Below are 26,355 nucleotides of genomic sequence, written 5' to 3' on the forward strand. Positions count from 1 at the left end.
TAATCTACTTATGAATTGAGGTTGTTATGATGGAACGTTTTGATGGAATAAAAGACATAATGGAGTATGTTAATAATGAAATTGTTGTTTGTAACATAGGATTTCCATCTAGAGAACTTTACCAAATAAAAGATAGGGCTAAAAACTTTTACATGCTAGGATCTATGGGGCTTGCTTCATCTATTGGATTGGGATTAGCTATTTCAAAAGATAATGAAGAAAATAAGAATGAAAAAGTTATAGTTTTTGATGGTGATGGGTCTGTTTTGATGAACATGGGATCCTTAGTAACAATATTCAATCAAAATCCTAAAAATTTGATTTTAATTGTTTTTGATAATGGTTGTTATGGATCTACAGGAAATCAATGTACTTATGCTCAAAACATAGATCTTTTAGAAGTAGCAAAAGGAATTGGGTTTGAAAATTGTTATAATTATAAAGATATTGATTTTAGAGATATTTTAAAAAATGATCAAAAGAATTCTATTTTTATCCACTATAAAATAAATCCTGGAAATGCTGATTCTCCAATCATAGATATGTCTCCTGAAGAAATAAGAGATAGATTTTTGGAATCTATTAAATAGAATTTTCTATTAATTTCTATTTTATTAGTTTATTTTGAATAATTCATTTAGAATATTTTTTTTGAATATTTTTTTTGAATTTTTTGTTTTTGAATTTTTTTAAGTATTTTATTATTCTATTAGTTTATTTTTTAGCTATAGTAAATCCATTACCAATCATTATTGCAATTACATTATTTTGATCATCGGTAATATTTACTTGATATACGGAGATATTTCTCCCTTTATTTATGCATTTTGACTTTGCAATCAGCCAGTTCCCCTTGGTGCTTTTTAAATAGGATATATTACATGATTGGCCAACTGTATTGCCTACATCCGCCCCATGTAAATTATCTAAATTAGAATGTATTGCAAATGTAAAATCAGCGAGAGTGAAAATAGCTCCTCCATGAACTCCTCCTACTGCATTTCTGTGAATATCTTCAATTTCCATTTTACATTCTACAAAATCTTCATTTATTGATTCAATTTTAATTCCTGCACTTTTTGCAAAGTTATCATTAATAAAAAACTTTTTAACACGGTCTAAATCTAGTTTCATTTCGATTCTCCTTGTTTCTGCCTAATAAGCTAAGCAAAATTGTTAAAAACTTATTATAATTAACTATAATGATAAAATATATATTTTACTATATTTTATTATTTTTCTATTATATTGTATATTTTATCAATATTAATTATATTATGAATTGTTTCTTTCATTAAATTCTTTTTTTAATATATCCATATATACTTCGTCATAAACTTTATTATTTATAGGATATGCATCTCTTCGATGACCAATTGTTTTAAATCCAGAACTTTCATACATAGCTATGGCTTTCTCATTAAAATCAATAGTATATAACATAACATTATTTAAATTTAAGATATTGAATGCAAATTTAAGTAGTAAATTAACAGATTCTTTTCCATATCCTTTTGATTGGAAAGATTTATCTAACAAAAGACCTAAAGTAGCTTTTCCATGGACAAAATCTACATCATATAGTAATCCAATTCCAATAGCCTGCTCTTTTTCAGAAACATTTCCTTTTTTTACTATAACAAAGAAAAATTTATCATTACTATTATTATAATCTTCAATATATTTTGCTTGTTCTTCCTCATTAAAAACAATATGACTTCTACCAAATGTTAAATTAATTTCAAAATCATTTAACCAATCATTGTATAAATTTAAATCTTCTTTTTGACTTAAACTTAAGAATATTCTATCTCCATCTAATTTATTAACATAAGTCATAATTGGGCCTCTATTTTAGCTATATATTTAGTTAATAATAAATCAGGACGATAGGTTAATTTGGCTTGTCTTAAACCTTCGATTCCAAGATCTTCTTCACGATTAATAAATTTGTAATCTGCCCATTGTTTTTCGCAAAATTCTTGATTAATACAATTATATATTCCTTCAAAGTTAGTATTAGCTCTTTCTGAGTGTATAATGACCGTATCTTTAGTTAACTCTTCTCCAGTAGATACTCCAACTATTTCACCATCAACTCTAATTATGCATCCTTTGATGTTTAATTCAAATAGATTATCAAACATTTCTTCCATAGCTATAATCTCATTTTTATCATTGTTGGAATTTTTAATAATATTTATAGTAAATTCTTTTGCTTCCATTAAATTTTTTGAATTAATTTCTTCATAAGTATAATTATAATTTTCTCTAAATTTTTTAAGCCATCTACGTTTATTACGTAATTTAGAACCTGATAATGTAATTAATTTATTAGAAGTATAAATATAATCAAATGAATCTCTATCTTCTATTAATGTAAAATTTTCTAAAGTTCTTTCTAAACATTCTTTCATTTCAGGAAGTAATGGTTTAATAATTAAGGATTCTCCTTCTTTCTCAAAAATTTCTTTTATTAAAGATAAAGAATCTTTGATATTACACCCTCCATATGGAAAATGACAAAATGGTTTTTTACTATCTCTTAATTTGCCTTTTATACACAAACAATTGTTAATTATTGCATATTCATATTCATATGTCTTTCTCCACATGAAAAGATTCGAAAAATTCTTTTCAGCATTATTGAAATCAGTTTTATTAAAATAATCGTCAAATATAGGTTTATCTGATAAAGTTATTGGTTTGAATTTCATGTCTCTCATTTTATCATTCAATCATTTTTTAGTAATTTTAATGAACTAATACAGGCTTTATTTAATATTTTAAAAAGTTTTTCTTTTTCAATGTCAGAATTCTCACAGATATAATTTTCCCATTGGATTTCTTTTTCAATTATATCTTCAACTACTTTTTTACCTTTTTCTGTTAAGAATAGTTGGTAAGAACGTCTATTATTTTCATCAATTTTTTTAATGATTAACTTTTTATCTTCTAATATTCTAAGTGATCTTGATGCTCCACATTTATCAGTTCCACAAGATGAAGCTATCTTTCCTTGGATAGAACCTTCATCACGATAAATATGTAAAATCAATTCATATTGATTGTAACTAACATTCTTTTCTTTTAAATAAGGACTTATGAATGCTTGATGAGCTTTATTAAGAATTAAAATATAGCAATTTAAATAATAACTCATATAGTTTATATCTTTAATTTTTTCCATTTTAAAACTCGAAATTTATATTACTTTATTTCATAATAAAATAAAGCATAAATTAATATTGTTTTTCATAATATATAATTGTTATCATTGACAACAATTATCATTGATAACTTTTAATATATTTAATATAATTATATGGTAAAAAGTTATAATTTTTCTTGATTTATTATAAAAAATTAGATTTATTTATAAATAATTTATAAATAAAATTTATAAAATTAATATTTTTTATTATTTTTAATATTTTTTAAAATTGTTATTATGTTTGTATTGTAAAAATATTAATTAAATTTTTTTTATATTGAATAATTATTACTAAATAGTCCTTTTTTTACATATATTTATTAATTAATACTTTTTTGGCGATATAAATAAAAAAGTATTACGATTATTTAGAAAAGTATTTATATTGCTTTTATTTAATTAATGGGTATGAATAAAAAATCTTAACAAAATAAAAAATAGTATTACTTTTTTTAAAATTCCCTTATAAAGAGTAATAATGTTTTCTAAGATTTTTATTTATATAATTTTAAAATATGAAGTATTTTATCATATTATAAAATTTATTATCAATTTATTTAAATAATGGATGTGAAAATTTGAAAAAAAAGTATATAATAATTATAGTCATTACTGTGATTATTGGGATTATTGCAGGAGCAATATTCTGGGGTAATCCTTCAGTAGAACGGAATCCTGATGAACTTATTGTAACTTCTGGTTCTCATTTGATGGAACTTAAAAATGGTTTTGATCCTTTGAAAGATTGGGGATGTGGGCATGCTAATTTTGAACCTCTTGTTCAAAGCACACTATTCAAAACAGGGGCAGATGGAAATTTCACCAATGATTTAGCTACAGATTATAGTGTAAGTTCAGATGGTTTAAAATGGACAGTCAATATTCGAGATGATGTTAAATTTACTGATGGTGTTTCTCTCACTGCAAAAGATGTTGCTTTTACATTCAACAATGTAAAAAATAGTGCTGATTCTCAACTTGATATGACTAATCTTAAAAATGCTACAGCACTAAATAACACTACAGTTGAATTTGAATTAGAAAAACCACAATCTACTTTTATCTGGGATTTAAGATATTTAGGAATTGTTCCAGAACATGCTTATAATAATCAAACTTATGGTTCTAATCCTATTGGCTCTGGACCTTATAAATTTGTCCAATGGGATAAAGATCAACAAGCTATTTTTGAAATAAATGATGATTATTATGGTAAAAAACCTTATTTTAAAAAGATAACTATATTATTTTTAGATGAAGATGCAAGCTTTGCTTCTGTTAAATCAGGTAATGTAGATGTTGCTCAAATTGATATCACTCAAGCAAGAGAAAATATTTCAGGATATACATTAATTAATATGCCGTCTTCTAGAGCTCAAGGAATATCTTTTCCGATGTTAAATGATACAGGACTTAAAACAGAAAAAGGAGATGTAGTTGGTAACAATGTTACAGCCGATCCTTCTATTAGAAAAGCACTCAATATTGGAATAGATAGACAAAAAATTGTGGATGAAGTTTACTATGGTTATGGGGAAGTTGAACAAACTGGTGTAGATAAAATGGATTATGGTAACCCTGAAGGTAAAGTAAATGATTCAAATATCACTGCTGCGAAAAATATTCTTAAAGAAGCTGGTTGGAAAGATACAGATGGTGATGGTATTCTGGAAAAAAATGGATTAAAAGCTTCATTTAAACTTTATTATGCTGCTGAAGATCAACAAAGACAAGCTTTAGCTACAGTCATAGCTGAAAATGCTAAAAATATAGGCATTGAGATAGAATTAGAAGGTACTGACTGGGATTCGATATATGCAAATCAATACAATTCTGCTGCTTTATATCAACAAAGCTCACCAAATCCATATAGGTCTGTTTATTTACAATATCACAGTAAAGAAATAGATGATAATTATATGAATCCTAATCTTTATAATAATTCAATTGTGGATGGATATCTAGAAGATGCTTTAACCACTATTGATCAATCTGCTTCCAATGAATTTTGGAAAAAAGCTTCATATGATGGTTCAACTGGATTTTCTCCAGCTGGTGATGCTCCATGGTTATGGGTTGTTACATCTGATTTCCTTTATATGAAGGATAATACTATAGATATGGGGCCTAATGGAAATACCTCTGGAATCGACATTTTAAGAGATATATATGATTGGAAACGAATTAATTCAACAGAATAATAGAAATATAAGTTTATCAATTGTTTTATTGAGTTTAAATAATTTAAATTTATAAAAATGGTGATGAGTTGTTTAATTATAAAAAAATAGCTATTTTTTTAGGCCATAAATTTGTCCGTTTGATTATACTTCTTATAGCAGTAGCTATTATTAGCTTTGTTTTGGTAGATATGTCTCCAGTTGATCCAGTTCGAGCATATATTGGTGAAATGGCTGTAAGTGGTGAACAATTAGCTAAATTACAGGAATATTGGGGTGTTGGTCAACCAATGTGGGAAAAAGCTTTGAACTGGCTTTGGAATATCCTTCATGGTGATTTTGGAACCTCTCTTATTTATAGGATTCCTGTTATTGATGTTATTGGAGAGAGATTCACAGCATCATTGGTCTTGATGTTTACTTCATGGGTTATTTCAGGAGTATTAGGTTTTAGTCTTGGAACATTGGCAGGAATGTATAGGGGTAGTTGGATTGATAAATTTGTCAAAGGATATTGTTATGTCCTTCTTTCAGCTCCGACATTTTGGATAGCTCTTCTTCTGCTTATGGTTTTTTCTGTTTACTTAGGATGGTTCCCAACGGGATTGGGTGTTCCTGTAGGAGTTTTAGCTGAAAATGTTACATTTTGGGATTGGTTAGCTAGATTAATACTTCCTGCAACTGCTTTAAGTATTCTTGGTGTAGCTCAAATAGCTATGTTTACAAGAGATAAGCTTAATAATGTAATGAGTAGTGATTATATAGTTTTTGCAAAAGCAAGAGGAGAAAAAGGTTGGGGCCTTGTCGAAAGACATGGAATAAGAAATATCCTCATTCCTGCTATAACTCTCCAATTCCTTTCATTTAGTGAATTATTTGGTGGGGCTGTTCTTGTTGAACAAGTATTTTCATATCCTGGTATTGGTCAAGCTGCAGTAGCTGCAGGTCTTAGAAGTGATGTTCCTCTTCTTTTAGGAATTGTTATATTCTCTACAATATTTGTGTTCTGTGGAAATACCATTGCTGATGTTATATATAAATTTGTTGATCCACGAATCAGAGAGAGTGAATCAAATGAATAAACCAATGGACACTCAAAAGAAAAAATTCTATTTTTCTCATTTGAAAATGAATTTAAGAACAAAAACTATATTGATTGTTGTTCTTACTGCTGTAATGTTGGTAACTATTGTTATTAATAGTTTATTTATTGATATGAGTAATATAACAACTAATTTTAGTTCTATAAATTTGCCTCCTTCTTTTGAACATCTTTTTGGAACTGATTGGATGGGAAGAGACATGTTTACACGAACTATGAAAGGTTTAGGTCTTAGTATAATGATAGGGGCTTTAGCATCTATAATCAGTACTATTGTAGCTGTTATCTTAGGACTTTCATCTGGTATGAACAAATATTTAGATAGTTTTGTAAGCTGGTTAGTTGATTTATTTTCTTCTATCCCTCACTTATTATTGATCATTTTAGTTTCCATTGCTCTTGGTGGGGGAGCTATTGGAGTAATTATTGGTGTAGGTATAACTCATTGGACTTCTCTAACAAGGGTTCTTAGAGCTGAAATTAAACAAATTAACACATCTGAATATGTTCATTTATCAAAAAATTTTGGTAAATCTAAATTTTGGATAGCTAAAAAACATCTTTTTCCATTGGTTTTAACTCAAGTAGTGCTTGGAACTATTCTTATATTTCCACATGCAATTATGCATGAAGCCAGTGTAACATTCCTTGGATTTGGTCTTTCACCTCATGAACCTGCTATTGGAATCATTCTTTCAGAATCTATGAAATATTTAGCTACTGGAGCTTGGTGGTTAGCTTTCTTCCCAGGAGTTTCACTTTTAATCATTGTGCTTTTATTTGATTTAATTGGAGACAATTTACAAAAAATACTTGATCCAGCTAATGCACATGAATAAGGAGGATATTAAATGATTAATTTATTTAAAAAAGATACCTCAGATGCACTAGGAATTGAACAAGAATCTAAAGAATTAAAAAGTAAAGAAAAAGGCAAAAAAGAAAATATTAACGAAAATGAGATTTTATCTGTATCCAACATATCCATTTCATTTCTTCAATATACTAGAGGACTTAGGCAGAATTTACTTAAAGTTATCAGTGATTTAACAATAAATGTATCTGAAGGAGAAGTTGTGGCTATTCTTGGTTCAAGTGGATCTGGAAAAAGTCTTCTTGCCCATGCAATTCTGGGAATACTTCCAAGTAATGCAAATCTCACAGGAAATATGAAATTTGAAGGTAGAAATTTAGATCAAAAACTTAAAGAAGACCTTAGAGGAAAAGAAATTGCACTTATTCCTCAATCAATTAATTTTTTAGACCCTCTTATGAAAGTAGCTGATCAAGTTATTGGTGAAACAATAGATGAAAAAGATAAAAAAGACAAAAAATTTAAACAAAGAAATATCTTTGAAAAATATGGTCTTGGTGAAGAAGTAGATGATCTTTATCCATTTCAATTATCTGGAGGAATGGCTAGGAGAGTACTTGTTTCAACAGCTCTTCTTCAAAATCCAAAACTTGTAATAGCAGATGAACCAACTCCTGGTCTAGATGATGCAGCTATTGAAGAAACTTTAAATAATATTAAAAAAATGGCAAATGATGGAATTGGAGTTCTTCTTATTACTCATGATATTAATGCTGCTTTAAAAGTCGCTGATAAAATAGCTATCTTTTATTCTGGATATGTTATAGAAATAGCTAATGTTTCTGAGTTTTCAGGAGATGGTGAAAACCTTAAACATCCATATACTCGTGCATTATACAAAGCATTACCTCAAAATGGTTTTGTATTAAATAAAGGACATCAACCGCTTCATGGTGAGCTTAAAGAAGGATGTATTTATTATGATCGCTGTGATAATCCAACTGATATATGTATGAAGATTAATCCAGACCTTCATGAACTGGGAGGAAAAAAAGTACGTTGTCATAGGGATCATAGAAAATATTCTGGATGAAAATATTATTAGTATGGATGTTTTATTATGGAATTAAAAGGAAAAAATATTAGCTTCAAATATAGGAATAATAAAGAGATTTTAAAGGATTTAAACATATCTATTAAAAGTGGTGAAGTTATAGGGCTTGTTGGAAATAGTGGAAGTGGAAAATCTACTCTTTCGAAAATTTTAGCTGGATATATTGATAAAAATAAATTTAAGGGAAAAGTTACTATTGATGGATTAAATATTCCAAAAAAAGGTTTTAATCCAGTTCAGCTAATATTTCAGCACCCTGAGAAAACAATGAATCCTAAATGGAAAATGAGGGATATTCTTTTTGAATCTTGGGGTGTAGATGAAAATCTTATTGAAGAGTTTGGAATTCAGAAATCTTGGTTTGATCGTTGGCCTAATGAGCTTTCAGGAGGAGAACTTCAAAGATTTTCAGTATTAAGAGCTCTCTCACCTAACACTCAATTTTTAATAGCCGATGAAATAACTACGATGCTTGATGCTGTAACACAAGTTCAGATATGGGATATAGTAATTAATATTGTTAAAAAAAGAAATATTGGAATGCTCGTTGTTAGCCATGATAAAGAATTAATAAATAAAATATGTGATAATGTTGTTTATTTAGATGATATAAATAACATTTGATATTATATATTATTTTTTTTCTTTATTTTTATCTATTTATTAATTAAAAATTTATTTTATTTTATTTTTTTGTTTGATGATTTATATTTTCAGTCTTTTATACCAAAACAGTGTGGACATACTGTACGACATAAAAAACACTGTATTTCTAATTTTCTATTCACAATTTTATAATATTTGGAACATCCTTTTTTTCCAAATGATGATAAATCATCTAATGATCCTGAAGGGCATGCTTCAATGCATTTGTTACAGTTATTGCAAATTTCATATTTTGTTTTTTCATCAGGAATCAGATCTGCATCAGTGAGAACAGCACTGAACCAAAGAAGATTTCCATATTGATGGTTAGTTAGTAAATAGTTTCGAGTAATAGTTCCTAATCCTGCAAGTTCAGCTGCATGTTTTAGGGATATATGACCAAAAGTATGCCCATCTATATACTTACCTCCCATGCTACTTATGGCTTTTGTTTCATATCCGTCCTTTTTTATTTGTTTTGCTACCATTCTTGCCATATTAGTCATTTTTTTGGCAATTTCATTCCGAATTTTGGTATATTCAATGGAATTTTCTAAAGATTCTTTTGGGAAAGGAATCCCCAAAACAATGACAGAAAGACATTCTTTTAATACATTAGAAGGTCTAAAACACTTTGGCGCTAAACTAAAATCTTTAGAAGTAGCTATGCCTACTACACTAGCTCCTGCATTTAATCCATATTCTTTTACTATTTCACTATTTAATTTGGTTTTTATTTTAGTCATGTTTCCCCCTTTTTATGACTTTTCTATATTTATATTTTTTACAAATATAAAAAACATATCCATAATAATGTTTGTATTTTGAATATAATTCTACTTCATATTTATTATTTTTAATATAATCTTCTACAGTTTTATTTCCACCATATCTTTCCAAAAGTGTTTTGTCTTCTGCTTCTCGAGGGATAAAATAGTTATCAGTCCAACATTTTTCAGTTAATGTAAATGCAGCAACAAATATTTAATAATTATTCCCTACCTAATAATTTCTTCAGAAAATCTTTAAATTCAGTAATAAAGTCTCCATTATTTTCTAAGTTAAATATTTCAATAAACTTGTTTTCAATATTATCTGGAACATAATCACCACTATGTTCTGATGATTTTTCATTATCGACATTATCAATTAAATCATTAGCTACTAAGAAAGCACCAGCACAAGCACCAAGAATTAATATGATGATTATTAATAAAACTTTGAAAATCTTACTTTTACGCTTTGTTTTTTTTCTATACTGCTTATTTTCTTTTCTCATTTTTTTATCCATACTTTCAGCGACCACACGTTTTTTAAGTAATTCATAATCTTTATCCATGAGACAATACCTCCTTTTTATTTATCATTTCTTTTAATCAAATTAAATTCATTTTTAACTTAATAAATATTATTTTGGATCATATTTAGCATAAAAACCATCAGTATCAGCATAAATAGCTTTAAACCCATATTCTTCAGCTTTTTTCATAGTTTCTTTTATGTATTCTCTTCCCCATGCAGTAATTGACTCTGCACATTCCATAGAATACCATCTAAATCTTGAAAAACCATAAATTCCATACATGGTATTTGCAAGTCTTTTCAAAGCGTCTTGCTGTACTTTAAGTACTTTTTTCTCAGTTGGATCTTCAGTTTCTTTCATCTTTTGTTTTATTTTTAGTCTTTCACTAACTACATTCCATATAACTGAAGGAATAAATCCTTGAGGATTTTTTGCAAATTTATTATTATATTCTGGAGGTATGTTGTAGTTAGTTTCATCCTCTTCTAGGTTTTTTTCTTCATTTAGATAATTAGCTATATTATAATTTTCTCCCAAGTGTTTTCTTAATAGAACATCTGGAGAAACATTTTTTGAAATAATTATACTAGGATACAAACTTCTAAAATCAAATTGAACTAAATTATCATGAAGTCCTTTTTCTGGTTCTTTAACATATCCTCCAACGGCACTTTCTGAATTTCTTGAAGATTGTCCTCCAATAGGTTTATTTGGAACAATTTCATTATATTCATAAGCTTTCCTTACTAAATACCATTCTGCCTGTTGACCTGTTGCCATACGCGCTAAATCAAAGAGAGGCTGACCTACTATACGAGCAAGTTCTAAACTAAGCGGTAATGTTTCTTCAGCAATTTCTAAAGTCGATTCAACATCATCTAATGAATAATCAAATAAATTGTCTAATTCTTCTCCACCATTGTCCCAAAACTCAAAGATTCTATCTCCTGGAACTTCAATTTTTTCTTTACCAAACAATTCTAGGTATACTCTTTCTAAAGTGTATCTATCTAAACTGATATATCTTCTCATTACTAAATATAGATCAACATGAATAATTCCTTTTAAAGAAGCAGCATTTGTATATCCTCGCCTTAAGAATTTTAAACTCGAACCATCCATTCCAAGGTCTAATTTTATATCATATAATGCAGCTCTATCTTTAATATATGGGAAATCAAAATTATCTGAATTATATCCTACAATTACATCTACATTATTCTCTTTTATAATTTTAACAAAATTCTCTATCATTTCTTTTTCTGAGGATAAAGTGTCAACAAATTCTAAATCTTCTCCTTTAGTTGAAAGAACTTTTTTAATACCAAAATTACTAGAGATACCAATCATGATGATTTCATCTTCTTTGGAATCAGGCATTCCATGGGGATTTCTAACTTCTAAGTCAAAACTCAATATATTTAATTCAGGAAATTCACTACCAACTGTTTTTGGAGCTTGACTTAATTTTATTATTTCTAGATTTTCATCATTAGATTTGATTGTTGGAAATGAATCAATGATTTCACCTGATAATTCAATTTCAGACATCGGAAAAACATCATTATCAATAAGATATCTTCTATAAAATGGAATATCATGTTCTCTAATTCCGTCTACTGATTGAAAATCATGTATTGTATCCCTCATTTTTGGAACATCTTGTGGATGATTGAATGTTACTTTTATAAATTCTGACTCAATTTGGAACCTCTTTTTTGAAATAATCTCTATTTTTTCAGGTTTAGGATCTAAATTTTCAAGATCTTCTTGGCATTGTTTCATATCATTGGGTATAACATAAATATATGGTTCAAAAGAATCATCTAAAGCAATTATCTTTTTTTCCCCAGTTTTACCATCTTTTTGTTTTTCTTTCCCAAAAATACGGATAACTGCTTTGTCATTATGGGTTATATAATCAATGTCTAATAATATAATATTCACTTTTTCCATAATTATTCCTTTCTTATTTATTTTCTTAAATTAATTATACTTATTAAAATTTCCCTAATTAATTACATTCTTTTGTTTAATAGCTAATTACAGTTCTCAGCTTCTTTTTTTTCATTTTTTAATTCTTCCATTTCTAACTTTTCTTTCTCTTCTTTATAAGCTTTGATAACTGCATATGTAATTCCTAATATTAATGGGCCTAATATAAATCCAACTAAACCAAATACAAGAGGTCCTGCCATAAAACCTAATAAAAGTATCATAGGGTGTATATCAACATATTTACCTGCAAGAGTAGGCCTTATGTACATATCACTTAAACTAAGGCCAAATCCGAATAATAATACTAATATCCCTCTTATATAATTTCCTGACACCATATCATATATAAATAAACCTGTATACACTGGCCATGGTCCAATTACAGGTATTAATTGACCAACTCCTGTTAAAATTCCTAAAAATAGTGCATATGGATATCCCAAAATAAAAAACCCTATTGCTGCCATAGAACCTATAACAAATCCAGTTAAAAAGTGACCATAAAATATACTTTTTAGTACCGTCTTAACTTCGTTTATCATATTGGAGAAAAATTCATGTTTTTCATTTGGGATAAATGAATAAATATATTCACTAATTTTATGTCCATCTTTTGTAAAATAGAAAATAGAAAAGATTAAAACAAATATTTGAAGCATAACAAATGGTAATGATTGTATAAAGTTCACTAGATAACCAAAGACTAATTTTAATATATCATTTATAACTTCTGTAATAGTTGAAGTAATAGTTGTTGTTGAAGATTGCATTTGTGGAGGCAAATAAGTATTAATAGCATCCAAACTGTTATTTAGACTAAATGAATTTAAAATGTCCTGATTGCTACTTATAAAACTATAAGATAAAGTAATAGCAACTGAAATAGTATAAGCAAAAATCAAGATTAATGGAATGATTATAAGAATTATACTTAATATTATTGAAATAGATGGATATTTTAATTTTGTTTGGAGTTTTTTAGCTACTGGTCTTAATCCATAAGCTATAATTCCTCCCAATATCAACATATTTACTATTGGCATTAATGTAAATAGGGATATTATTACTAATATTGCTATTATAAATAAAGAGGATCCTAATGCATCTTTGATTTTATTTTTCATTTTAACTCCATAAATAACATCTAATCCATATTAAATAATTATATTTTTTAGATAATCATATTTTTTTAGATAATTATATTTTTTTAAAAATCATTTTTTTAAATAAATATAGTTTAATCTAAAATTTTTTATTTATTTTTTAAAATAATTCTATTTTCTTTTAGAATAATTATATTTTTTAATAAATATTTCATTATATTTTATTTTAAAATAATTATATTTATTTTATATTAGTTTAATATACTAATTTAAAATAAATACATGTTATTTATCTGAATTCTAGCTTAAAACTTGTTTTTTATACCTGAAGCATCTCTATGATATTTTCCAAACTCAATAATTTTTTTTACATCACTATTGAAGAAAACAGGTCCTTCAACACAAATTCTCCATCCTGTATTATCTACACAACATTGCCCACATATTCCCATTGCACATTTCATATATCTCTCCATTGAATATTGGGCAAGAATATTATGATCTTCAAGTAAATCAAAAGTTCCTTTCATCATTAGTTCAGGTCCACAGACAACTGCCATATCATAAGTCTTAGTTTTAAGTAAATCAATAGTTCTGTGAGTAGCAAATCCTTCAAAACCACAAGTTCCATCATCAGTACATGTAAAGACATTCGCACCTTCATTTTTAAGTTTTTGTGGAAATAGTAGTTCATCTTTTGTTACAGATGCACAAACAACATCTACATTAGCTTTTTTTTCTTTTGCATAGGTTGTAAAACAGGATATTGGAGCCATACCAACTCCTCCACCAATAGCTATTATATTCTTATTTTCAAGGTTATTAACATCAAATCCATTACCATATGGGCCACGAATGCCTAATTTATCTCCAACTGATAGGTTATGTAATTCTTCTGTGAATCCACCAACTTTTTTAACAGTAATTCCAATTTTATTATTTGAAATGTCAATAATAGAAATAGACATGGGTTTTTCGTCACGTTTTCTACTAAAGCTCCAAACCATTACAAATTGTCCAGGAGTAGGAATTTTATCTCTTTCCATATTCCAATCAAATATGAATGTTTTTATGGTATCAGTTTCAGAAATTATCTCTTTAATCTCTAAAATTTCATAATTTGTTATTAGTTTATTCATTTGAATCCCTTAAATTATTTAAATTAATTTTTTAAATCAATATAATCAATATAATCAATATAATTAATATACTTAATATATTTAATATAATAACATATCTATTGATAATACTCATTATTTATGAGCATAACCAGTCATTTCGTCTATTGATTCAAATTGATTTTTCTTCATGAATTCTTCTAAATCATTAGATATTTTTGAAAATACTTCTACTCCTTCATACATTATGGAAGTTCCAATTTGTATTGCTGATGCTCCAGCATATAAAAATTCAACAACATCTTCATAGTTAGATATTCCACCAACTCCTATTATCGGAATATTACAATTAATATAAGCATCATAAACACATCTAATAGCTATAGGTTTAATAGCTGGTCCTGACATTCCTCCAAATTTATTTGAAAGTATTGGTACTTTTGCATTTATATCAATCTTCATTCCAGGACCAAGAGAGTTTATAAGTGTTAATCCATCAGCTCCTCCTTTTTCAGCAGAGGTAGCTATCTCAATAAGATCAGTTACATTTGGAGTTAATTTAGCTATAATTGGAATATTTGTAGTTTTTGCTTTTTGACATGCTTTTACAATTTCATAAGTAAGATTAGGGTCTTGACCAATAGCTGCACCACAACCACTCATAGCATGTGGGCATGAAACATTTAATTCAATCATATCTACGAAATTTTCAATTTCTTTTACTAAATATGAAAATTCTTCTGGACTTGATCCATAAATAGAACCAATAACTACATTACTTTCTCCATTGGCATTAGTTTTATTGATTAATTTCAATTCTTCTTTAAAATTATTAACACCAGGACTTGAAAGTCCAATAGCATTTATAATTCCACCTTCTACAGCTACTGTAGTTGGATTTTTATAACCTGTATTAGGTTCTTTTGAAAATGATTTAGTTACAATTCCTCCTGCACCAGAATCTAAAATCCAATTTAAAGAGGATGCATTACTCCCCATAACTCCTGCTGCTAATATTAGAGGATTTTCAAATTTAATTCCACAAATTTGTGTTTTTAACATCAATTAACTCCTAGATTAATACTATTTTGTTGATTATTTTTATAATCATTATAATATTATAATCATTATAGAATTACTTATAACAGTATTTATAAGTATTATTTTATTCAATAATGCCATATTTAATATTTTAAACATTATTTTATTTTAATATTTTTTTTATTTTATTTTGATAGTATTAGTTTAATATTATTCTAATATTTTTTTAATATATTGAATATATTAAATTAAATTTAAATTTAAGATAATCTTTATCAAATATTTCTAAATTTTATCAAAGATTCCTAAATAATATTTCTAAATAATTATTTTCAATAAATTGTAATAATTATTTTTAATGAAATCTAATAATTTATATTAATAAATGTTTATTTAATGTAAGATTTATAATTATGTAAATCAAAGTAATTATTATGGAAATATATATAACAAATTCTATTGCAGGATTCATTGCATTTGATGATAATTTAGATATAATTAATTATAATCTTTTTAAAGATGAAGATATTGCTTTGAAATTATTTAAATTATTTAATAATGAAGTATTAGATGAAGAAATAGAATTAATAGAAAGTTTGATTAAGAATAATGGTGAAGATTATAGTTTCAATCTTATTACTGTTGAAACTAATAACAGGCTTTCTAATTATATTAATATTCTAAATGATTCTGAATATGCTATTGATGATCTAAATATTCAAATACAAACTCCAAATAAAGGGGGAGAATATTTTAGATCAAATTTAAAGGAAATCCTTATTGAACTTGGTTTTTCTACTCCTGGAGAATACAAATCTAAATTAATATCAATTTATAATGAATTAGCTATTTTAAAAATGAAAGAAGCTTCTCAAGATGAAAATAAGTTAATTATACAAGCTATTAACTCTATTGATGAAATTGATGAATCAATTAGTAAACTGATTGAAAGAATTCGTGAATGGAATATACTATACTTCCCTGAAATTGATGTAATTCAAAATAATGAAAGTTTTATAAATTTAATAGCTAACTATGAAAATAGGGATGAAATCATAAAAAACCCTCCTGAATCAATTGAAACAAATCAATATATTGATATTGAAAATGGTAGTTTTGGTGCAGATATAGAAGATGAAGATATTGAAATGATAAATGACTTTGCAAAATCAATACAGTCTTTTCAATCAACTAGAAAAAAAACAGAGGAATATATTGATAAAAAAATGGAAAAGTTAGCTCCAAATCTAAGAGATCTTCTTGGATCTACTCTTGGTGCAAAGTTAATTGCTCATATCGGGGGATTGAAAGATCTTGCAATGTATTCTGCAGCTACTATTCAGATAATGGGTGCTGAAAAAGCACTTTTCCGTCATTTAAAAACAGGAGAACGTCCTCCTAAACATGGTCTCATTTTTCAACATCCACAAGTTCGAACAAGCCCCTGGTGGGTAAGAGGAAAGATAGCTAGAACATTAGCTCTTAAAATATCTTTAGCTGTAAGAAAGGATGTTTTTTCAGGAAAATTTGACCCAACAATTTCTGAAAACTTTTTAAAGAGAGTAGAAGAGATAAAAAAAGAAAATCCATTTCCAAAGAAAACAACAAAAAGAAGACAAGAAGAAAGAAGTGCTGAAAAAGGAAAAAATTCAAATTATTCTAGAAAATCAGGTAAATATAAAAAGAAAAAATCTAAAAAGAAAAATAAAAAAAGAAAATAGAATATATTAGATTTAATGGGGTTTATATATTAATAAAATTAATCAAGTTTAAGATCAAATGTTTTTTAAATGATTTAATAAGAATAATAAATTATAAAATTGATTATTATGAATATTTATGTAAAAGATGAAGAAATAGCTACTAAAAACATTGTTCCTCAAAAAAGAGTATATGGTGAACAGCTATTTGAGGAAAATGGGGAAGAATTTAGATTTTGGAATCCAAATCGTTCAAAATTAGCAGCAGCTTTCTTAAATGGTCTTGAAAAATTGGAAATATCTCAAGATTGGAAAGTTTTATATCTTGGGGCATCAACTGGAACTACTGTTTCTCATATTTCTGATATAGCTAAAGATGGACTTATTTACGCTGTAGAATTCTCACCAGTCAGTATGAGAAAGTTAGTAAGATTATGTGAAATTCGACCAAACATAGCTCCAATATTAGCTGATGCCACTAAACCAAAGAAATATATGGATTTACTTGAAAAAGTGGACTTTGTCTATTGTGATGTGGCTCAACCAAATCAAACTAATGCATTTATAGATAATATCAATCTATTTTTGAAAGATGTTGGTTTAGCTATGATTATGATTAAATCTAGAAGTATTGATGTTAATCAAAAACCCCAAAAGATATTTAAACAAGAAGAAAAGAAACTAAAAGAAAAAGGATTTTCTATTGTTGAAAAAGTTAAACTTGAACCTTATGAAAAGGATCATATTTGTTTTTTAGTTAAAAAGAATTTTTGATTTAAAAAGAGTTTATTTTAATTATTTTAATTATTTTATATTATTTTAGTTATTTTAGTTATTTTAGCTATTTATATATTTTATATTATTTTATATTAATTTTTTATACCTTTAAATATTAAATAGATAAAATTAACTTATAAAATTATTATTTCCTACTATATTAAATTCTTTTTTTCAATTATAAGTAAAAGATTCAGTATTATTGTATAAACTGATTATGTAATACAATACTTATCACTTATAATGTTTAGTTTTATAATGATTATTTGATATAATATATAAAAAAATTCTAATTGTTAATATAAACTATTAATTAATATATATTAATATTAATAGCTAAAAATGATAGTTATATAGGAAACGAACACAAAATATAGGAAAAATATTTTTTGAAAAATTGAAAAAAATTATTACTAAAGAAAGCTTTTTATACTAGTAAAACTATACATATACTTGCTAATGCAATATAAGGAAAAAGTTCGCACCATGTCCTCTGGGAACTTTCACACTCATATACACTCCACATTGGTAAATACCCGGGGGATTGAACTTATTCTTTGAAAATAACTATTTTTCTCATATAATCTTTCTGAATTTCTCTATTTTTGTTTAATATCTCTGATTTTTAATGATAAATAATTATTAATTAATTATATAAAAAATCCTCAAAAAAGTATTACTTTTTCAGCTAATGAAATAGGTTAAATTCTCTATTCTTTATTTGAGTAATATTTAATCCTATCTTTAATATTATTTAAATTATATAAAAATTATATAAAAATTATATAAAAAATATATTAAAATTTAATATCATGATTATATAAACTAAAGTTAATGTTGATTTATATTAGTTCAATAAAGAATAAAAAATTTGCAGTGAAATCATTTTTAAATTATAATTATAGAATGAATTGATAAAATGAAGTGGAAAAAAATAGGTAAGATTCTATTGATTGATGAAAATTTAGAACATGATTATTCTGGAAAGTTTGATGATTTATTAGGGGAACATAATGTAGATACAATAGCTAAAATCGAAAGTATTAATGGAAAAATGAGACAACCATCAATAAAAGTTTTAGCAGGGGACAAATCAACGGAAACCATTCATAAAGAAAATAGTTGCCTTTTTAAACTAGATTTAGCTAAAGTAATGTGGTCAAAAGGTAATACTACTGAGAGAATGAGGATAGCTAACCTTGTTCAAGAAAATGAAATTGTTGTTGATATGTTTGCTGGAATTGGATACTTTTCAATACCCATAGCAAAAAAATCTTCTTTAAAAAAGATTTATTCCATTGAAATCAATCCTGATTCTTATTATTATCTTAAAGAAAATATAAAATTAAATAAAATCAATGAAAAATCAAACAAAACTAAAGGATATGACGTTATGGAAACTATTCTTGGTGATTCTAATGAGATTGTCAGAGATTTGTCTGCAGACAGAATTATAATGGGTTATGTTAAAACAACTCATGAATTTTTGAATTCAGCTATTGAATCTTTAAATCCAGAGGGTATTATACATTATCATGAGACAGTTCCTGAAAAATTAATGTTAACTCGTCCAATAAACAGAATAGAAGAATCAGCTAATAATCGAGAGGTTGAAATATTAAACAATCGAATTATAAAAAGATATTCTCCTGGCGTAGTTCATACAGTTGTTGATGCAAAAATATATTGAAATATATACATTATATCTCAATTTATTATTTTTTATTTTTAGATACTTTTAAATGATTATTGGTACAAATATTATTTTGATAATTTTATTATTTATTATAAATCTAATATGTGAAATTCTTATAATATAATAATTCTTATAATATAATATTAATAATATAAAAATTTAATTTCGATATAGTATCTTGATAAAAAATATATTTTTGATAAAATATATTTGATAAAAAATGATATTTTTATAATATTTTTATAAATATATAAATATATTATAGGATGTTAAAGATTATAAGATGTTAGTAGAAAATATAATGAAAATAAAAACATAAGATGAAAAATGGTTAAGATGATAAAAATATATTTAATAATATATTTAATATTAAATATATTTTGATATATTTAATATACAAAACATCTTTGGGTTGATTAAACTTTCACAGTATTTTCAATCTATTAAAACAGTATTAAACGTTCATATAGTTATTATATTCTGTGGTGTTATAGTTGGCAGTTTGTTTCCCAGATACTCAAGATAACGCACCTAAAGTCCAAGTACATTTAACTAGAGTTGGAGTTAAAGGCGTTAAAAAATTATTGAAAATTGAAAGAGGTCAAAAAAGACCTATAGTTCTTATTCCTACATTTGACGCATTTGTTGATCTTCCTAGTGATCAAAGAGGCATTCACATGTCTAGAAGTCCTGAAGCTATTAGTGAGGTCGTAGAAGAGGCTGTAAATAAAACTTCTATTGAAATTGAATCATTGTGTGCAGAAATTGTCAAAACAATGATGGAAAAACATAAATATGCTAAAATGGCTGAAGTAAGAATGATTAGTGACTTCATGTTTTTGAAAAAGTCCCCTGTTACTAAAAATAGTACTCAAGAAATGACTAAACTTGTAGCTAAAGCTATAGGTTATAGGGATGAGGGTGAAATCAAAATCCGTAAAAGTATTGGTGCTGAGGTCATTGGTATGACTGTCTGTCCTTGTGCACAAGAATCTGTAATGGAAGCGGATAGAGTCAAATTATTAGAGTTTTTAGATGAAGAAACAACTCAAAAAGTGATTGACACGGTTACTTTTGCCTCTCATAATCAGAGAGGTATTGGAACTGTAATAATTGAAGTTCCTGAGGATCATACTGTTCGAGCAGAGGATATAATTCAAATTATTGAAGATTCTATGAGTTCTCCTGTTTGTGAACTTCTTAAAAGACCTGATGAGAACGCAATAGTAATGCAGGCACATAAAAAGCCTGGTTTTGTAGAAGACTGTGTTAGGAACATGGTTGAAAAAATTATTCAAAACTATTCACATCTCCCAGACGACACATTAGTCACTGTTCGTCAAGTAAATGAGGAAAGTATTCATAGGCATAATGCATTTGCTGAGAAGATAGCTACTATGAGCGAACTAAAAGGCGAAATTCAAGATACTTAGTATTTTTGATACTTAGTATTTTTTATATAAATTTTATATAAATTAACTATAAATTAACTATAATTAGTTATAAATTAGTTATAAATTAATTATAAACTAATTATAATTTAACTATAATTATTAAAATACAAATCATTATAATTATATCTAATATTTTTTTTATTAGATTATTTCGTATTGTTATTTTCTTAATTTAAGATTTCTTAATTTAAATTTTCTTGATTTAAAATTTATTTATTTGCATATTTTAAATACAATTTATTAAATACATTATATTTGACACATTTATATTAATACAATAATAATAAATAAGCAGTGATTTCATGGTAAAATTACATAAAATTGCAGGACAGGTAATGGGCTTTTTTGAAGCTTTTGATGGTTCTAGAGCGGCTTTAGATACTGAAAGAATTCTCATTGTTAGAGGGAGATCATCAAAAAATATACCTAATGATGAATTAGAAAGTCAATTAGAAGAATTAAAAGATATTCTTCAAGGGAATGAGATTAATGTTGTTTCAGATGAAGCGGGTAAACTCATAAATAGAATGGATGAACAAATAAGGTCTACAGTTTCTGTTCAAGGGGAAACTGATTCTAATGGTATTATGAGGATGACTAAATCATTAGAAGCTATGAATGTTTTTGTAAAGTTTAAACTGATGAATTTAGCGCATGCTGCAGTTTTTGTTGTTGCTTGGAAAGACAAAGCAGATGTAGGTCCTGTATTTGTCGAAGTTGTAGTTTCTGATGATGAAAAAGAATAATTTAAATTATAAATTTCATTATTTTCATTATTTTCATAATTATTATAAATTTATAACTTTATCATTTTCATTGTTTAATTGATCTATGTTTAATTAATTTCATTACTCAATTAATTTAATTAATTTAACTAATTTAATTGTTTTCAATATTAATTTGTTAAAAATAATTGTTTTCTTAATTTAATGTTATATATTTCATTTAATTCATATTATATTCTATAATTAATTGAATATTCATTTTTTATTATTTAGGGGTTATTATCATGTTAATTTCTGATATTTCTGAAAATAGATTAAAAAAAGGAAATCTAAAAAAAGAAGAGATCATATCTCTTTTAAATGCAGAAAAAAATGATATCAATAGATTGATGTCTTTAGCTAATTCTAAAAGAGAAAATAATTTTATTACTTATTCTAAAAATATTTTTATACCTTTAACTGAAATATGTAGGAATTCTTGTGGTTATTGTACTTTTAAAAAAGAATCAAATGACCCTGAAGCTATTATTTTAAAAAATAAAAAAGATATAATTGATGAGCTGAAATTTTCAGAACAATATGATTGTAAAGAAGCACTATTTACTTTCGGTGAACAAGCTGATGAAAAGGAAATTGTAAAATCTGCTTTGATGGAAAAAGGATTCTCATCTATGGTTGAATATCATTATGATATATGCCAAACAACTTTAGATCAAACAGATTTGTTGCCCCATACTAATGCTGGTGTTTTAAGTTATGAGGATATGAAAACTTTAAAAGAAGTTAATGTATCTATGGGAATGATGCTTGAAAATTCATCTCCTCGTCTTAGATTAATGGAGGCTCATAAAAATAGTCCTGGAAAAGATCCCAATCTTAGAATTAAAACTATAGCTGATGCAGGTAAATTAAAGATTCCATTTACTACTGGAATTTTAATAGGGATTGGTGAAACAAAAGAAGAAATAGCTGATTCTTTACTTACTATTAAAAACTTACATGATAAATATGGTCATATTCAAGAGATAATTATTCAAAATTTCAGATCTAAACCAGGTATTCCAATGGAAAATAATCCCGAACCTTCTATTTTAGACATGATTAGGACTGTTTCAGTAGCTAAACTATTATTTTCAGATGTTTCTATTCAAGTTCCTCCAAATCTTAATCATGAAACTAATCAAATTTTTTTATTGTGTGGAGCTGATGATTGGGGTGGAATTTCTCCTGTAAGTAAAGATTATGTGAATCCTGAAGCTCCTTGGCCTGAAATTGAATATATGGATAATTTAACTCGCGATACTGGGCTTGATTTAAAAGAAAGGTTAGCTATTTATGATAAATATATTAACAATGATTTCTTAAATGAAGATATTTTAAATAAAACTATAAAATTAAAAAATAAGCTTGAATAAAATATCAGCTTTGGATAATTTTAAATAGATTATCAACATCAAAAGGTTGTTTTGAATTATAAGTGATTTGATGGCAGTTATAAATAAAGAAGAATTTAATAATAAGATATTTTCAAGAATAGAAAAATTAATAGCTGATTATAATCTTATTGAAAATGGAGATAATGTCGCTATAGCTTTATCTGGAGGTAAAGACAGTGTTCTTACTTTACATGCTTTAGCTAATTATCAAAATAATGGTCATAAAACTTATCAAAACAATAAAGATTCTAATGATTCTAAAAATGAAGATTTTGATTTTAATTTAACAGCTATCTCTGTAGATGAAGGAATTGAAGGATATCGTCAACATGGGATTGAAGCAGCTGTATCTAATGCAGAAAAACTCGGAATAAAACTTATTCAAAAATCTTTTAAAGATGAACTTGATTTTACATTAGATAATAGTTATCATCATTTTAAAAGTGCTTGTATTCCTTGTGGAGTATTTAGGAGAAATATTCTTAATAAATCTGCTTATAAAATTGGTGCAAATAAATTAGCTACTGGTCATAACCTTGATGATGAAATTCAATCTTTTTTAATGAGTTTTGCCCGGGCAGACACATTAAAATTTTCAAAATTTGGTCCAATGTTGGATACAATTCACCCAAAACTTATTCCTAGAATTAAACCTCTTTGGAATACCCCAGAAAAAGATGTTGGAACTTGGGCAGTTATGAACAATATCAATATTCATTTAGATGAATGTCCATATTCAAGTTTGTCACTTAGAGGAAAAACAAAGGAATTTTTAAATAAAAATGAATCAAAATATCCAGGTACAAAAGAAAATATTATGGAATCTTTTAAAAAAACAATTTTAGAAGTTAAATCCTCCAATACTAATGTTAATGAATGTGAAAGATGTGGAGAACCTAGTTCTAGAGTTGTTTGTATGGCTTGTGAAATGGAAAATATTATTAAAAATGGTAATTAGGTTTTGTTTTCTTCTTATTCTTTATTATCCTTATTATTATCTTTAATTACTCTTTTCCTGCTTATTAGTCTTTATTATTCTTAATTATTCTTTTTAATTATTTTTTCTCTCTTATTATTCTGTTTATTCTTCTTTTTCTTCAATTTCTTCTTCAGTTTCTTCTATTATTTCATTTTTTCTAACTAAAACTTTATCAATATGGTGACCATCCATATCAACAATTTCAAAATCAAAGTTCTCCCAACTAAATTCTTCGCCTGTTTCTGGGATTTTATTAAGATAACTTAGAATAAAACCAGCTAAAGTAGTAAAATTATCTTCTTTTTCATCATTTAACTCTTCAATATCAAATAATTCTTTGAACCGGTCTATTGAATATCCACTATCGATTAACCAAGATCCATCTCTTCTTTGTATGGCTGTTGCTTCATCCATTTCATCAATGCCCGGAATATCTCCAACAATTCCTTCTAATATATCGTTCAATGTGATTAAACCTTCTACACTACCATATTCATCTACAACAAGAGCTATATGAACATATTCGAGGTTTTCTTTAAATAATTTTAATATATCAAGAGATGGAAGATTTTCTGGAACCATTAATGGTTTTTTTAAATAGCTTTTAATATCAAATTCTTCTTCTTTTAAAATTGAGCTAAGGACATCTTTAGCTTGAACAACTCCAAGCACATCATCTAAATCTCCTTCTGCTACTGGAAAAATAGATCTTTCACTTTCAATTATTTTTGCTTTTGTTTTTTCAATGTCTTCTTCAAGATCTATCCAAATAATATCATTTTTTGATGTCATTAACATATCTACTTTTTGATCATCAAGACGGAAAACTCTCTTAATTATGTCTTCTTCTTCTTTTTCTATTGTTCCATCTTCAATTCCCTCTTCAATCAACATTTTAATTTCATCTTCAGTGACTAAACTTTCTTTAGGTTCATTAGCTCCAATAACTCTTAAAACAAAATTTGTTGATCTACTGAGTACAGTAACAAGAGGTCCACAAACTCTAGATAGTATTTTCATATATTTAGCTACACTAACAGCTATCTCTTCTGGATTATTCAAAGCAACTCTTTTTGGAACTAATTCTCCAATTACAAGTGAAAGATAAGTTATGATAATAACAACTATTATTACACTAATTCCAGATGAATATTGTCCTAAAAATGTTAAGTATTGGGATAATGGCTCAGCTAAAGTAGCTCCCCCAAATGCACCTGCTAAAATTCCAATAAGTGTAATTCCAATTTGAATTGTAGATAAAAATTGATTAGGATCTTCAATCAATTCAATAACTGTGTTGGCATGTTTTTTTCCTTCATTTGCCATATGTTGCAGTTTACTTTTACGAGACGACACAATGGCTAGTTCAGACATTGCTAATACTCCATTTAGAAGTATTAAAATAAGTATTATTATGATTTCAAATATTGTATCATATATCATTTCTATAATTCCCTAAAATATACATAAATAATTAAATTAAATATATTAATATTCTGAAAAATATTCATTTTTAAAATCCTTTTCTTTTTGGAATTTCGCTTGCTTTTTTGAAAGTAGTTCCACCATGTATTTCTTCTTGCATCTCTCTTACAGCTTCTGATGCATCTTCTGCAGTTTCTACTTTTCTGAAAATCCTTCTTTCTTTCATTTTAAGAGATTTTCCACAAACACATTTTCTAGTAGCTATGCCTTCTTTAGCATATAAAACTCTACCACAGTCGCAACGGAAAATAAAATACATTTCTTTTCTAAGCTCCATTAATGGATTTAATACATTGAATAGTTTAACTATCAATTTTTTTATTTTAACTAATTTTTAAATAAATATAATTTATTTTATAATCTAATCTTATAAGTATTCTATAATATCTTATAATCTATTTTATATTATATTTTATATTATAAATTTATATTATAATTTTTATTTATTTAAAACAATTCTTCTTTATTTAA

At 26.4% G+C, this 26,355-nt stretch carries 25 protein-coding genes; 13 read left to right on the plus strand and 12 right to left on the minus strand.

The genetic code is table 11. The annotated features are described in order from the left end of the window. Nucleotides 1-29 precede the first annotated feature (29 nt). Entirely contained in the window at nt 30-590 is a 561-nt protein-coding gene (gene comE / locus KQY27_RS07665) for a sulfopyruvate decarboxylase subunit beta (protein ID WP_224426021.1), read from the plus strand. A gap of 124 nt (nt 591-714) precedes the next feature. On the opposite strand, the gene KQY27_RS07670 is transcribed toward comE, so the two are convergent. From KQY27_RS07670 to KQY27_RS07685, 4 genes are all read right to left on the minus strand, one after another. Further along, nucleotides 715-1,134 (minus strand): PaaI family thioesterase, encoded by a 420-nt coding sequence (locus tag KQY27_RS07670; RefSeq protein WP_224425988.1) that lies wholly within the window; start codon nt 1,132-1,134, stop codon nt 715-717. A gap of 141 nt (nt 1,135-1,275) precedes the next feature. Next, nucleotides 1,276-1,839, minus strand: coding sequence for a GNAT family protein (locus KQY27_RS07675; protein ID WP_224425989.1), 564 nt, complete (start codon nt 1,837-1,839; stop codon nt 1,276-1,278). Next, the gene (locus tag KQY27_RS07680) at nt 1,836-2,726 is read right to left on the minus strand and encodes a phosphatidylglycerol lysyltransferase domain-containing protein (protein WP_224425990.1); all 891 of its coding nucleotides are present in this window, start codon (nt 2,724-2,726) and stop codon (nt 1,836-1,838) included. Before KQY27_RS07680 ends, KQY27_RS07675 begins: the two co-directional genes overlap by 4 nt. Nucleotides 2,727-2,734: 8 nt before the next feature. After that, nucleotides 2,735-3,190 carry a MarR family transcriptional regulator gene (locus KQY27_RS07685; RefSeq protein WP_224425991.1) on the minus strand — a complete coding sequence of 152 codons (456 nt, stop codon included), beginning with the start codon at nt 3,188-3,190 and terminating at the stop codon, nt 2,735-2,737. A gap of 602 nt (nt 3,191-3,792) precedes the next feature. Here KQY27_RS07685 and KQY27_RS07690 point away from each other — a divergent pair. The 5 genes from KQY27_RS07690 to KQY27_RS07710 all read left to right on the plus strand — a co-directional run bounded on the left by KQY27_RS07690 (nt 3,793) and on the right by KQY27_RS07710 (nt 9,048). Continuing rightward, nucleotides 3,793-5,415 carry an ABC transporter substrate-binding protein gene (locus KQY27_RS07690; RefSeq protein ID WP_224425992.1) on the plus strand — a complete coding sequence of 541 codons (1,623 nt, stop codon included), beginning with the start codon at nt 3,793-3,795 and terminating at the stop codon, nt 5,413-5,415. A gap of 68 nt (nt 5,416-5,483) precedes the next feature. Further along, nucleotides 5,484-6,476 (plus strand): ABC transporter permease, encoded by a 993-nt coding sequence (locus KQY27_RS07695; protein WP_224425993.1) that lies wholly within the window; start codon nt 5,484-5,486, stop codon nt 6,474-6,476. Nucleotides 6,477-6,480: 4 nt separating this feature from the next. Beyond that, complete coding sequence (locus KQY27_RS07700; RefSeq protein WP_224426022.1) at nt 6,481-7,335, plus strand: ABC transporter permease; 855 nt, start codon at nt 6,481-6,483, stop codon at nt 7,333-7,335. Nucleotides 7,336-7,347: 12 nt separating this feature from the next. Beyond that, a complete protein-coding gene (locus tag KQY27_RS07705) occupies nt 7,348-8,403 on the plus strand; it encodes an ABC transporter ATP-binding protein (RefSeq protein ID WP_224425994.1) in 1,056 nt (351 codons plus the stop codon). Nucleotides 8,404-8,430: 27 nt separating this feature from the next. Continuing rightward, nucleotides 8,431-9,048: an ATP-binding cassette domain-containing protein gene (locus tag KQY27_RS07710; protein ID WP_224425995.1), complete on the plus strand. Its 618-nt coding sequence runs from the start codon at nt 8,431-8,433 to the stop codon at nt 9,046-9,048. Nucleotides 9,049-9,137: 89 nt separating this feature from the next. On the opposite strand, the gene KQY27_RS07715 is transcribed toward KQY27_RS07710, so the two are convergent. From KQY27_RS07715 to KQY27_RS07740, 6 genes are all read right to left on the minus strand, one after another. Continuing rightward, a complete protein-coding gene (locus KQY27_RS07715) occupies nt 9,138-9,815 on the minus strand; it encodes a hypothetical protein (RefSeq protein ID WP_224425996.1) in 678 nt (225 codons plus the stop codon). A gap of 245 nt (nt 9,816-10,060) precedes the next feature. Further along, nucleotides 10,061-10,408, minus strand: a complete 348-nt coding sequence (locus KQY27_RS07720) for a hypothetical protein (RefSeq protein WP_224425997.1) — start codon at nt 10,406-10,408, stop codon at nt 10,061-10,063. Nucleotides 10,409-10,477: 69 nt separating this feature from the next. Continuing rightward, entirely contained in the window at nt 10,478-12,328 is a 1,851-nt protein-coding gene (locus KQY27_RS07725; RefSeq protein WP_224425998.1) for a DNA-directed DNA polymerase, read from the minus strand. Nucleotides 12,329-12,411: 83 nt separating this feature from the next. After that, the gene (locus tag KQY27_RS07730; RefSeq protein ID WP_224425999.1) at nt 12,412-13,494 is read right to left on the minus strand and encodes an AI-2E family transporter; all 1,083 of its coding nucleotides are present in this window, start codon (nt 13,492-13,494) and stop codon (nt 12,412-12,414) included. A gap of 284 nt (nt 13,495-13,778) precedes the next feature. Further along, nucleotides 13,779-14,612: a dihydroorotate dehydrogenase electron transfer subunit gene (locus tag KQY27_RS07735; protein WP_224426000.1), complete on the minus strand. Its 834-nt coding sequence runs from the start codon at nt 14,610-14,612 to the stop codon at nt 13,779-13,781. Nucleotides 14,613-14,726: 114 nt separating this feature from the next. After that, entirely contained in the window at nt 14,727-15,653 is a 927-nt protein-coding gene (locus tag KQY27_RS07740) for a dihydroorotate dehydrogenase (protein ID WP_224426001.1), read from the minus strand. 413 nt (nt 15,654-16,066) lie between these two features. Between KQY27_RS07740 and KQY27_RS07745 the strand changes: the two genes are divergently transcribed. From KQY27_RS07745 to KQY27_RS07775, 7 genes are all read left to right on the plus strand, one after another. Then, nucleotides 16,067-17,353, plus strand: coding sequence for an ATP-binding protein (locus KQY27_RS07745; RefSeq protein ID WP_224426002.1), 1,287 nt, complete (start codon nt 16,067-16,069; stop codon nt 17,351-17,353). Nucleotides 17,354-17,461: 108 nt separating this feature from the next. Then, the gene (locus KQY27_RS07750) at nt 17,462-18,106 is read left to right on the plus strand and encodes a fibrillarin-like rRNA/tRNA 2'-O-methyltransferase (protein ID WP_224426003.1); all 645 of its coding nucleotides are present in this window, start codon (nt 17,462-17,464) and stop codon (nt 18,104-18,106) included. A 922-nt stretch (nt 18,107-19,028) separates the two neighbouring features. Further along, nucleotides 19,029-19,799 carry a class I SAM-dependent methyltransferase family protein gene (locus tag KQY27_RS07755; RefSeq protein ID WP_224426004.1) on the plus strand — a complete coding sequence of 257 codons (771 nt, stop codon included), beginning with the start codon at nt 19,029-19,031 and terminating at the stop codon, nt 19,797-19,799. A 500-nt stretch (nt 19,800-20,299) separates the two neighbouring features. Next, a complete protein-coding gene (mptA, locus tag KQY27_RS07760; RefSeq protein ID WP_224426005.1) occupies nt 20,300-21,238 on the plus strand; it encodes a GTP cyclohydrolase MptA in 939 nt (312 codons plus the stop codon). A gap of 323 nt (nt 21,239-21,561) precedes the next feature. Continuing rightward, nucleotides 21,562-22,005 carry a DUF2120 family protein gene (locus tag KQY27_RS07765; protein ID WP_224426006.1) on the plus strand — a complete coding sequence of 148 codons (444 nt, stop codon included), beginning with the start codon at nt 21,562-21,564 and terminating at the stop codon, nt 22,003-22,005. Nucleotides 22,006-22,268: 263 nt separating this feature from the next. Then, nucleotides 22,269-23,399, plus strand: a complete 1,131-nt coding sequence (gene cofG, locus KQY27_RS07770; protein WP_224426007.1) for a 7,8-didemethyl-8-hydroxy-5-deazariboflavin synthase subunit CofG — start codon at nt 22,269-22,271, stop codon at nt 23,397-23,399. Nucleotides 23,400-23,469: 70 nt separating this feature from the next. Then, nucleotides 23,470-24,378: a TIGR00269 family protein gene (locus KQY27_RS07775; protein WP_224426008.1), complete on the plus strand. Its 909-nt coding sequence runs from the start codon at nt 23,470-23,472 to the stop codon at nt 24,376-24,378. Between the two features lie 123 nt (nt 24,379-24,501). Here KQY27_RS07775 and KQY27_RS07780 read toward each other — a convergent pair whose 3' ends face one another. Further along, nucleotides 24,502-25,839: a hemolysin family protein gene (locus KQY27_RS07780; protein ID WP_224426023.1), complete on the minus strand. Its 1,338-nt coding sequence runs from the start codon at nt 25,837-25,839 to the stop codon at nt 24,502-24,504. 73 nt (nt 25,840-25,912) lie between these two features. Further along, nucleotides 25,913-26,143 (minus strand): DUF1922 domain-containing protein, encoded by a 231-nt coding sequence (locus tag KQY27_RS07785; RefSeq protein ID WP_224426024.1) that lies wholly within the window; start codon nt 26,141-26,143, stop codon nt 25,913-25,915. Between the last annotated feature and the right edge of the window lie 212 nt (nt 26,144-26,355).

The sequence above is a fragment of the Methanobrevibacter sp. TMH8 genome (assembly GCF_020148105.1).
In the GTDB taxonomy this organism is placed as follows: Archaea; Methanobacteriota; Methanobacteria; order Methanobacteriales; family Methanobacteriaceae; genus Methanobinarius.

What these genes read in the sequence shown, in the direction of transcription:
- comE (WP_224426021.1), top strand. Translation starts at nt 30, where the DNA reads ATGGAACGTTTTGATGGAATAAAAGACATAATGGAGTATGTTAATAAT.
- KQY27_RS07670 (WP_224425988.1), bottom strand. Translation starts at nt 1,134, where the DNA reads ATGAAACTAGATTTAGACCGTGTTAAAAAGTTTTTTATTAATGATAAC.
- KQY27_RS07675 (WP_224425989.1), bottom strand. Translation starts at nt 1,839, where the DNA reads ATGACTTATGTTAATAAATTAGATGGAGATAGAATATTCTTAAGTTTA.
- KQY27_RS07680 (WP_224425990.1), bottom strand. Translation starts at nt 2,726, where the DNA reads ATGAGAGACATGAAATTCAAACCAATAACTTTATCAGATAAACCTATA.
- KQY27_RS07685 (WP_224425991.1), bottom strand. Translation starts at nt 3,190, where the DNA reads ATGGAAAAAATTAAAGATATAAACTATATGAGTTATTATTTAAATTGC.
- KQY27_RS07700 (WP_224426022.1), top strand. Translation starts at nt 6,481, where the DNA reads ATGGACACTCAAAAGAAAAAATTCTATTTTTCTCATTTGAAAATGAAT.
- KQY27_RS07705 (WP_224425994.1), top strand. Translation starts at nt 7,348, where the DNA reads ATGATTAATTTATTTAAAAAAGATACCTCAGATGCACTAGGAATTGAA.
- KQY27_RS07710 (WP_224425995.1), top strand. Translation starts at nt 8,431, where the DNA reads ATGGAATTAAAAGGAAAAAATATTAGCTTCAAATATAGGAATAATAAA.
- KQY27_RS07715 (WP_224425996.1), bottom strand. Translation starts at nt 9,815, where the DNA reads ATGACTAAAATAAAAACCAAATTAAATAGTGAAATAGTAAAAGAATAT.
- KQY27_RS07720 (WP_224425997.1), bottom strand. Translation starts at nt 10,408, where the DNA reads ATGGATAAAGATTATGAATTACTTAAAAAACGTGTGGTCGCTGAAAGT.
- KQY27_RS07725 (WP_224425998.1), bottom strand. Translation starts at nt 12,328, where the DNA reads ATGGAAAAAGTGAATATTATATTATTAGACATTGATTATATAACCCAT.
- KQY27_RS07730 (WP_224425999.1), bottom strand. Translation starts at nt 13,494, where the DNA reads ATGAAAAATAAAATCAAAGATGCATTAGGATCCTCTTTATTTATAATA.
- KQY27_RS07735 (WP_224426000.1), bottom strand. Translation starts at nt 14,612, where the DNA reads ATGAATAAACTAATAACAAATTATGAAATTTTAGAGATTAAAGAGATA.
- KQY27_RS07740 (WP_224426001.1), bottom strand. Translation starts at nt 15,653, where the DNA reads ATGTTAAAAACACAAATTTGTGGAATTAAATTTGAAAATCCTCTAATA.
- KQY27_RS07745 (WP_224426002.1), top strand. Translation starts at nt 16,067, where the DNA reads ATGGAAATATATATAACAAATTCTATTGCAGGATTCATTGCATTTGAT.
- KQY27_RS07750 (WP_224426003.1), top strand. Translation starts at nt 17,462, where the DNA reads ATGAATATTTATGTAAAAGATGAAGAAATAGCTACTAAAAACATTGTT.
- KQY27_RS07755 (WP_224426004.1), top strand. Translation starts at nt 19,029, where the DNA reads ATGAAGTGGAAAAAAATAGGTAAGATTCTATTGATTGATGAAAATTTA.
- KQY27_RS07765 (WP_224426006.1), top strand. Translation starts at nt 21,562, where the DNA reads ATGGTAAAATTACATAAAATTGCAGGACAGGTAATGGGCTTTTTTGAA.
- cofG (WP_224426007.1), top strand. Translation starts at nt 22,269, where the DNA reads ATGTTAATTTCTGATATTTCTGAAAATAGATTAAAAAAAGGAAATCTA.
- KQY27_RS07775 (WP_224426008.1), top strand. Translation starts at nt 23,470, where the DNA reads ATGGCAGTTATAAATAAAGAAGAATTTAATAATAAGATATTTTCAAGA.
- KQY27_RS07785 (WP_224426024.1), bottom strand. Translation starts at nt 26,143, where the DNA reads ATGTATTTTATTTTCCGTTGCGACTGTGGTAGAGTTTTATATGCTAAA.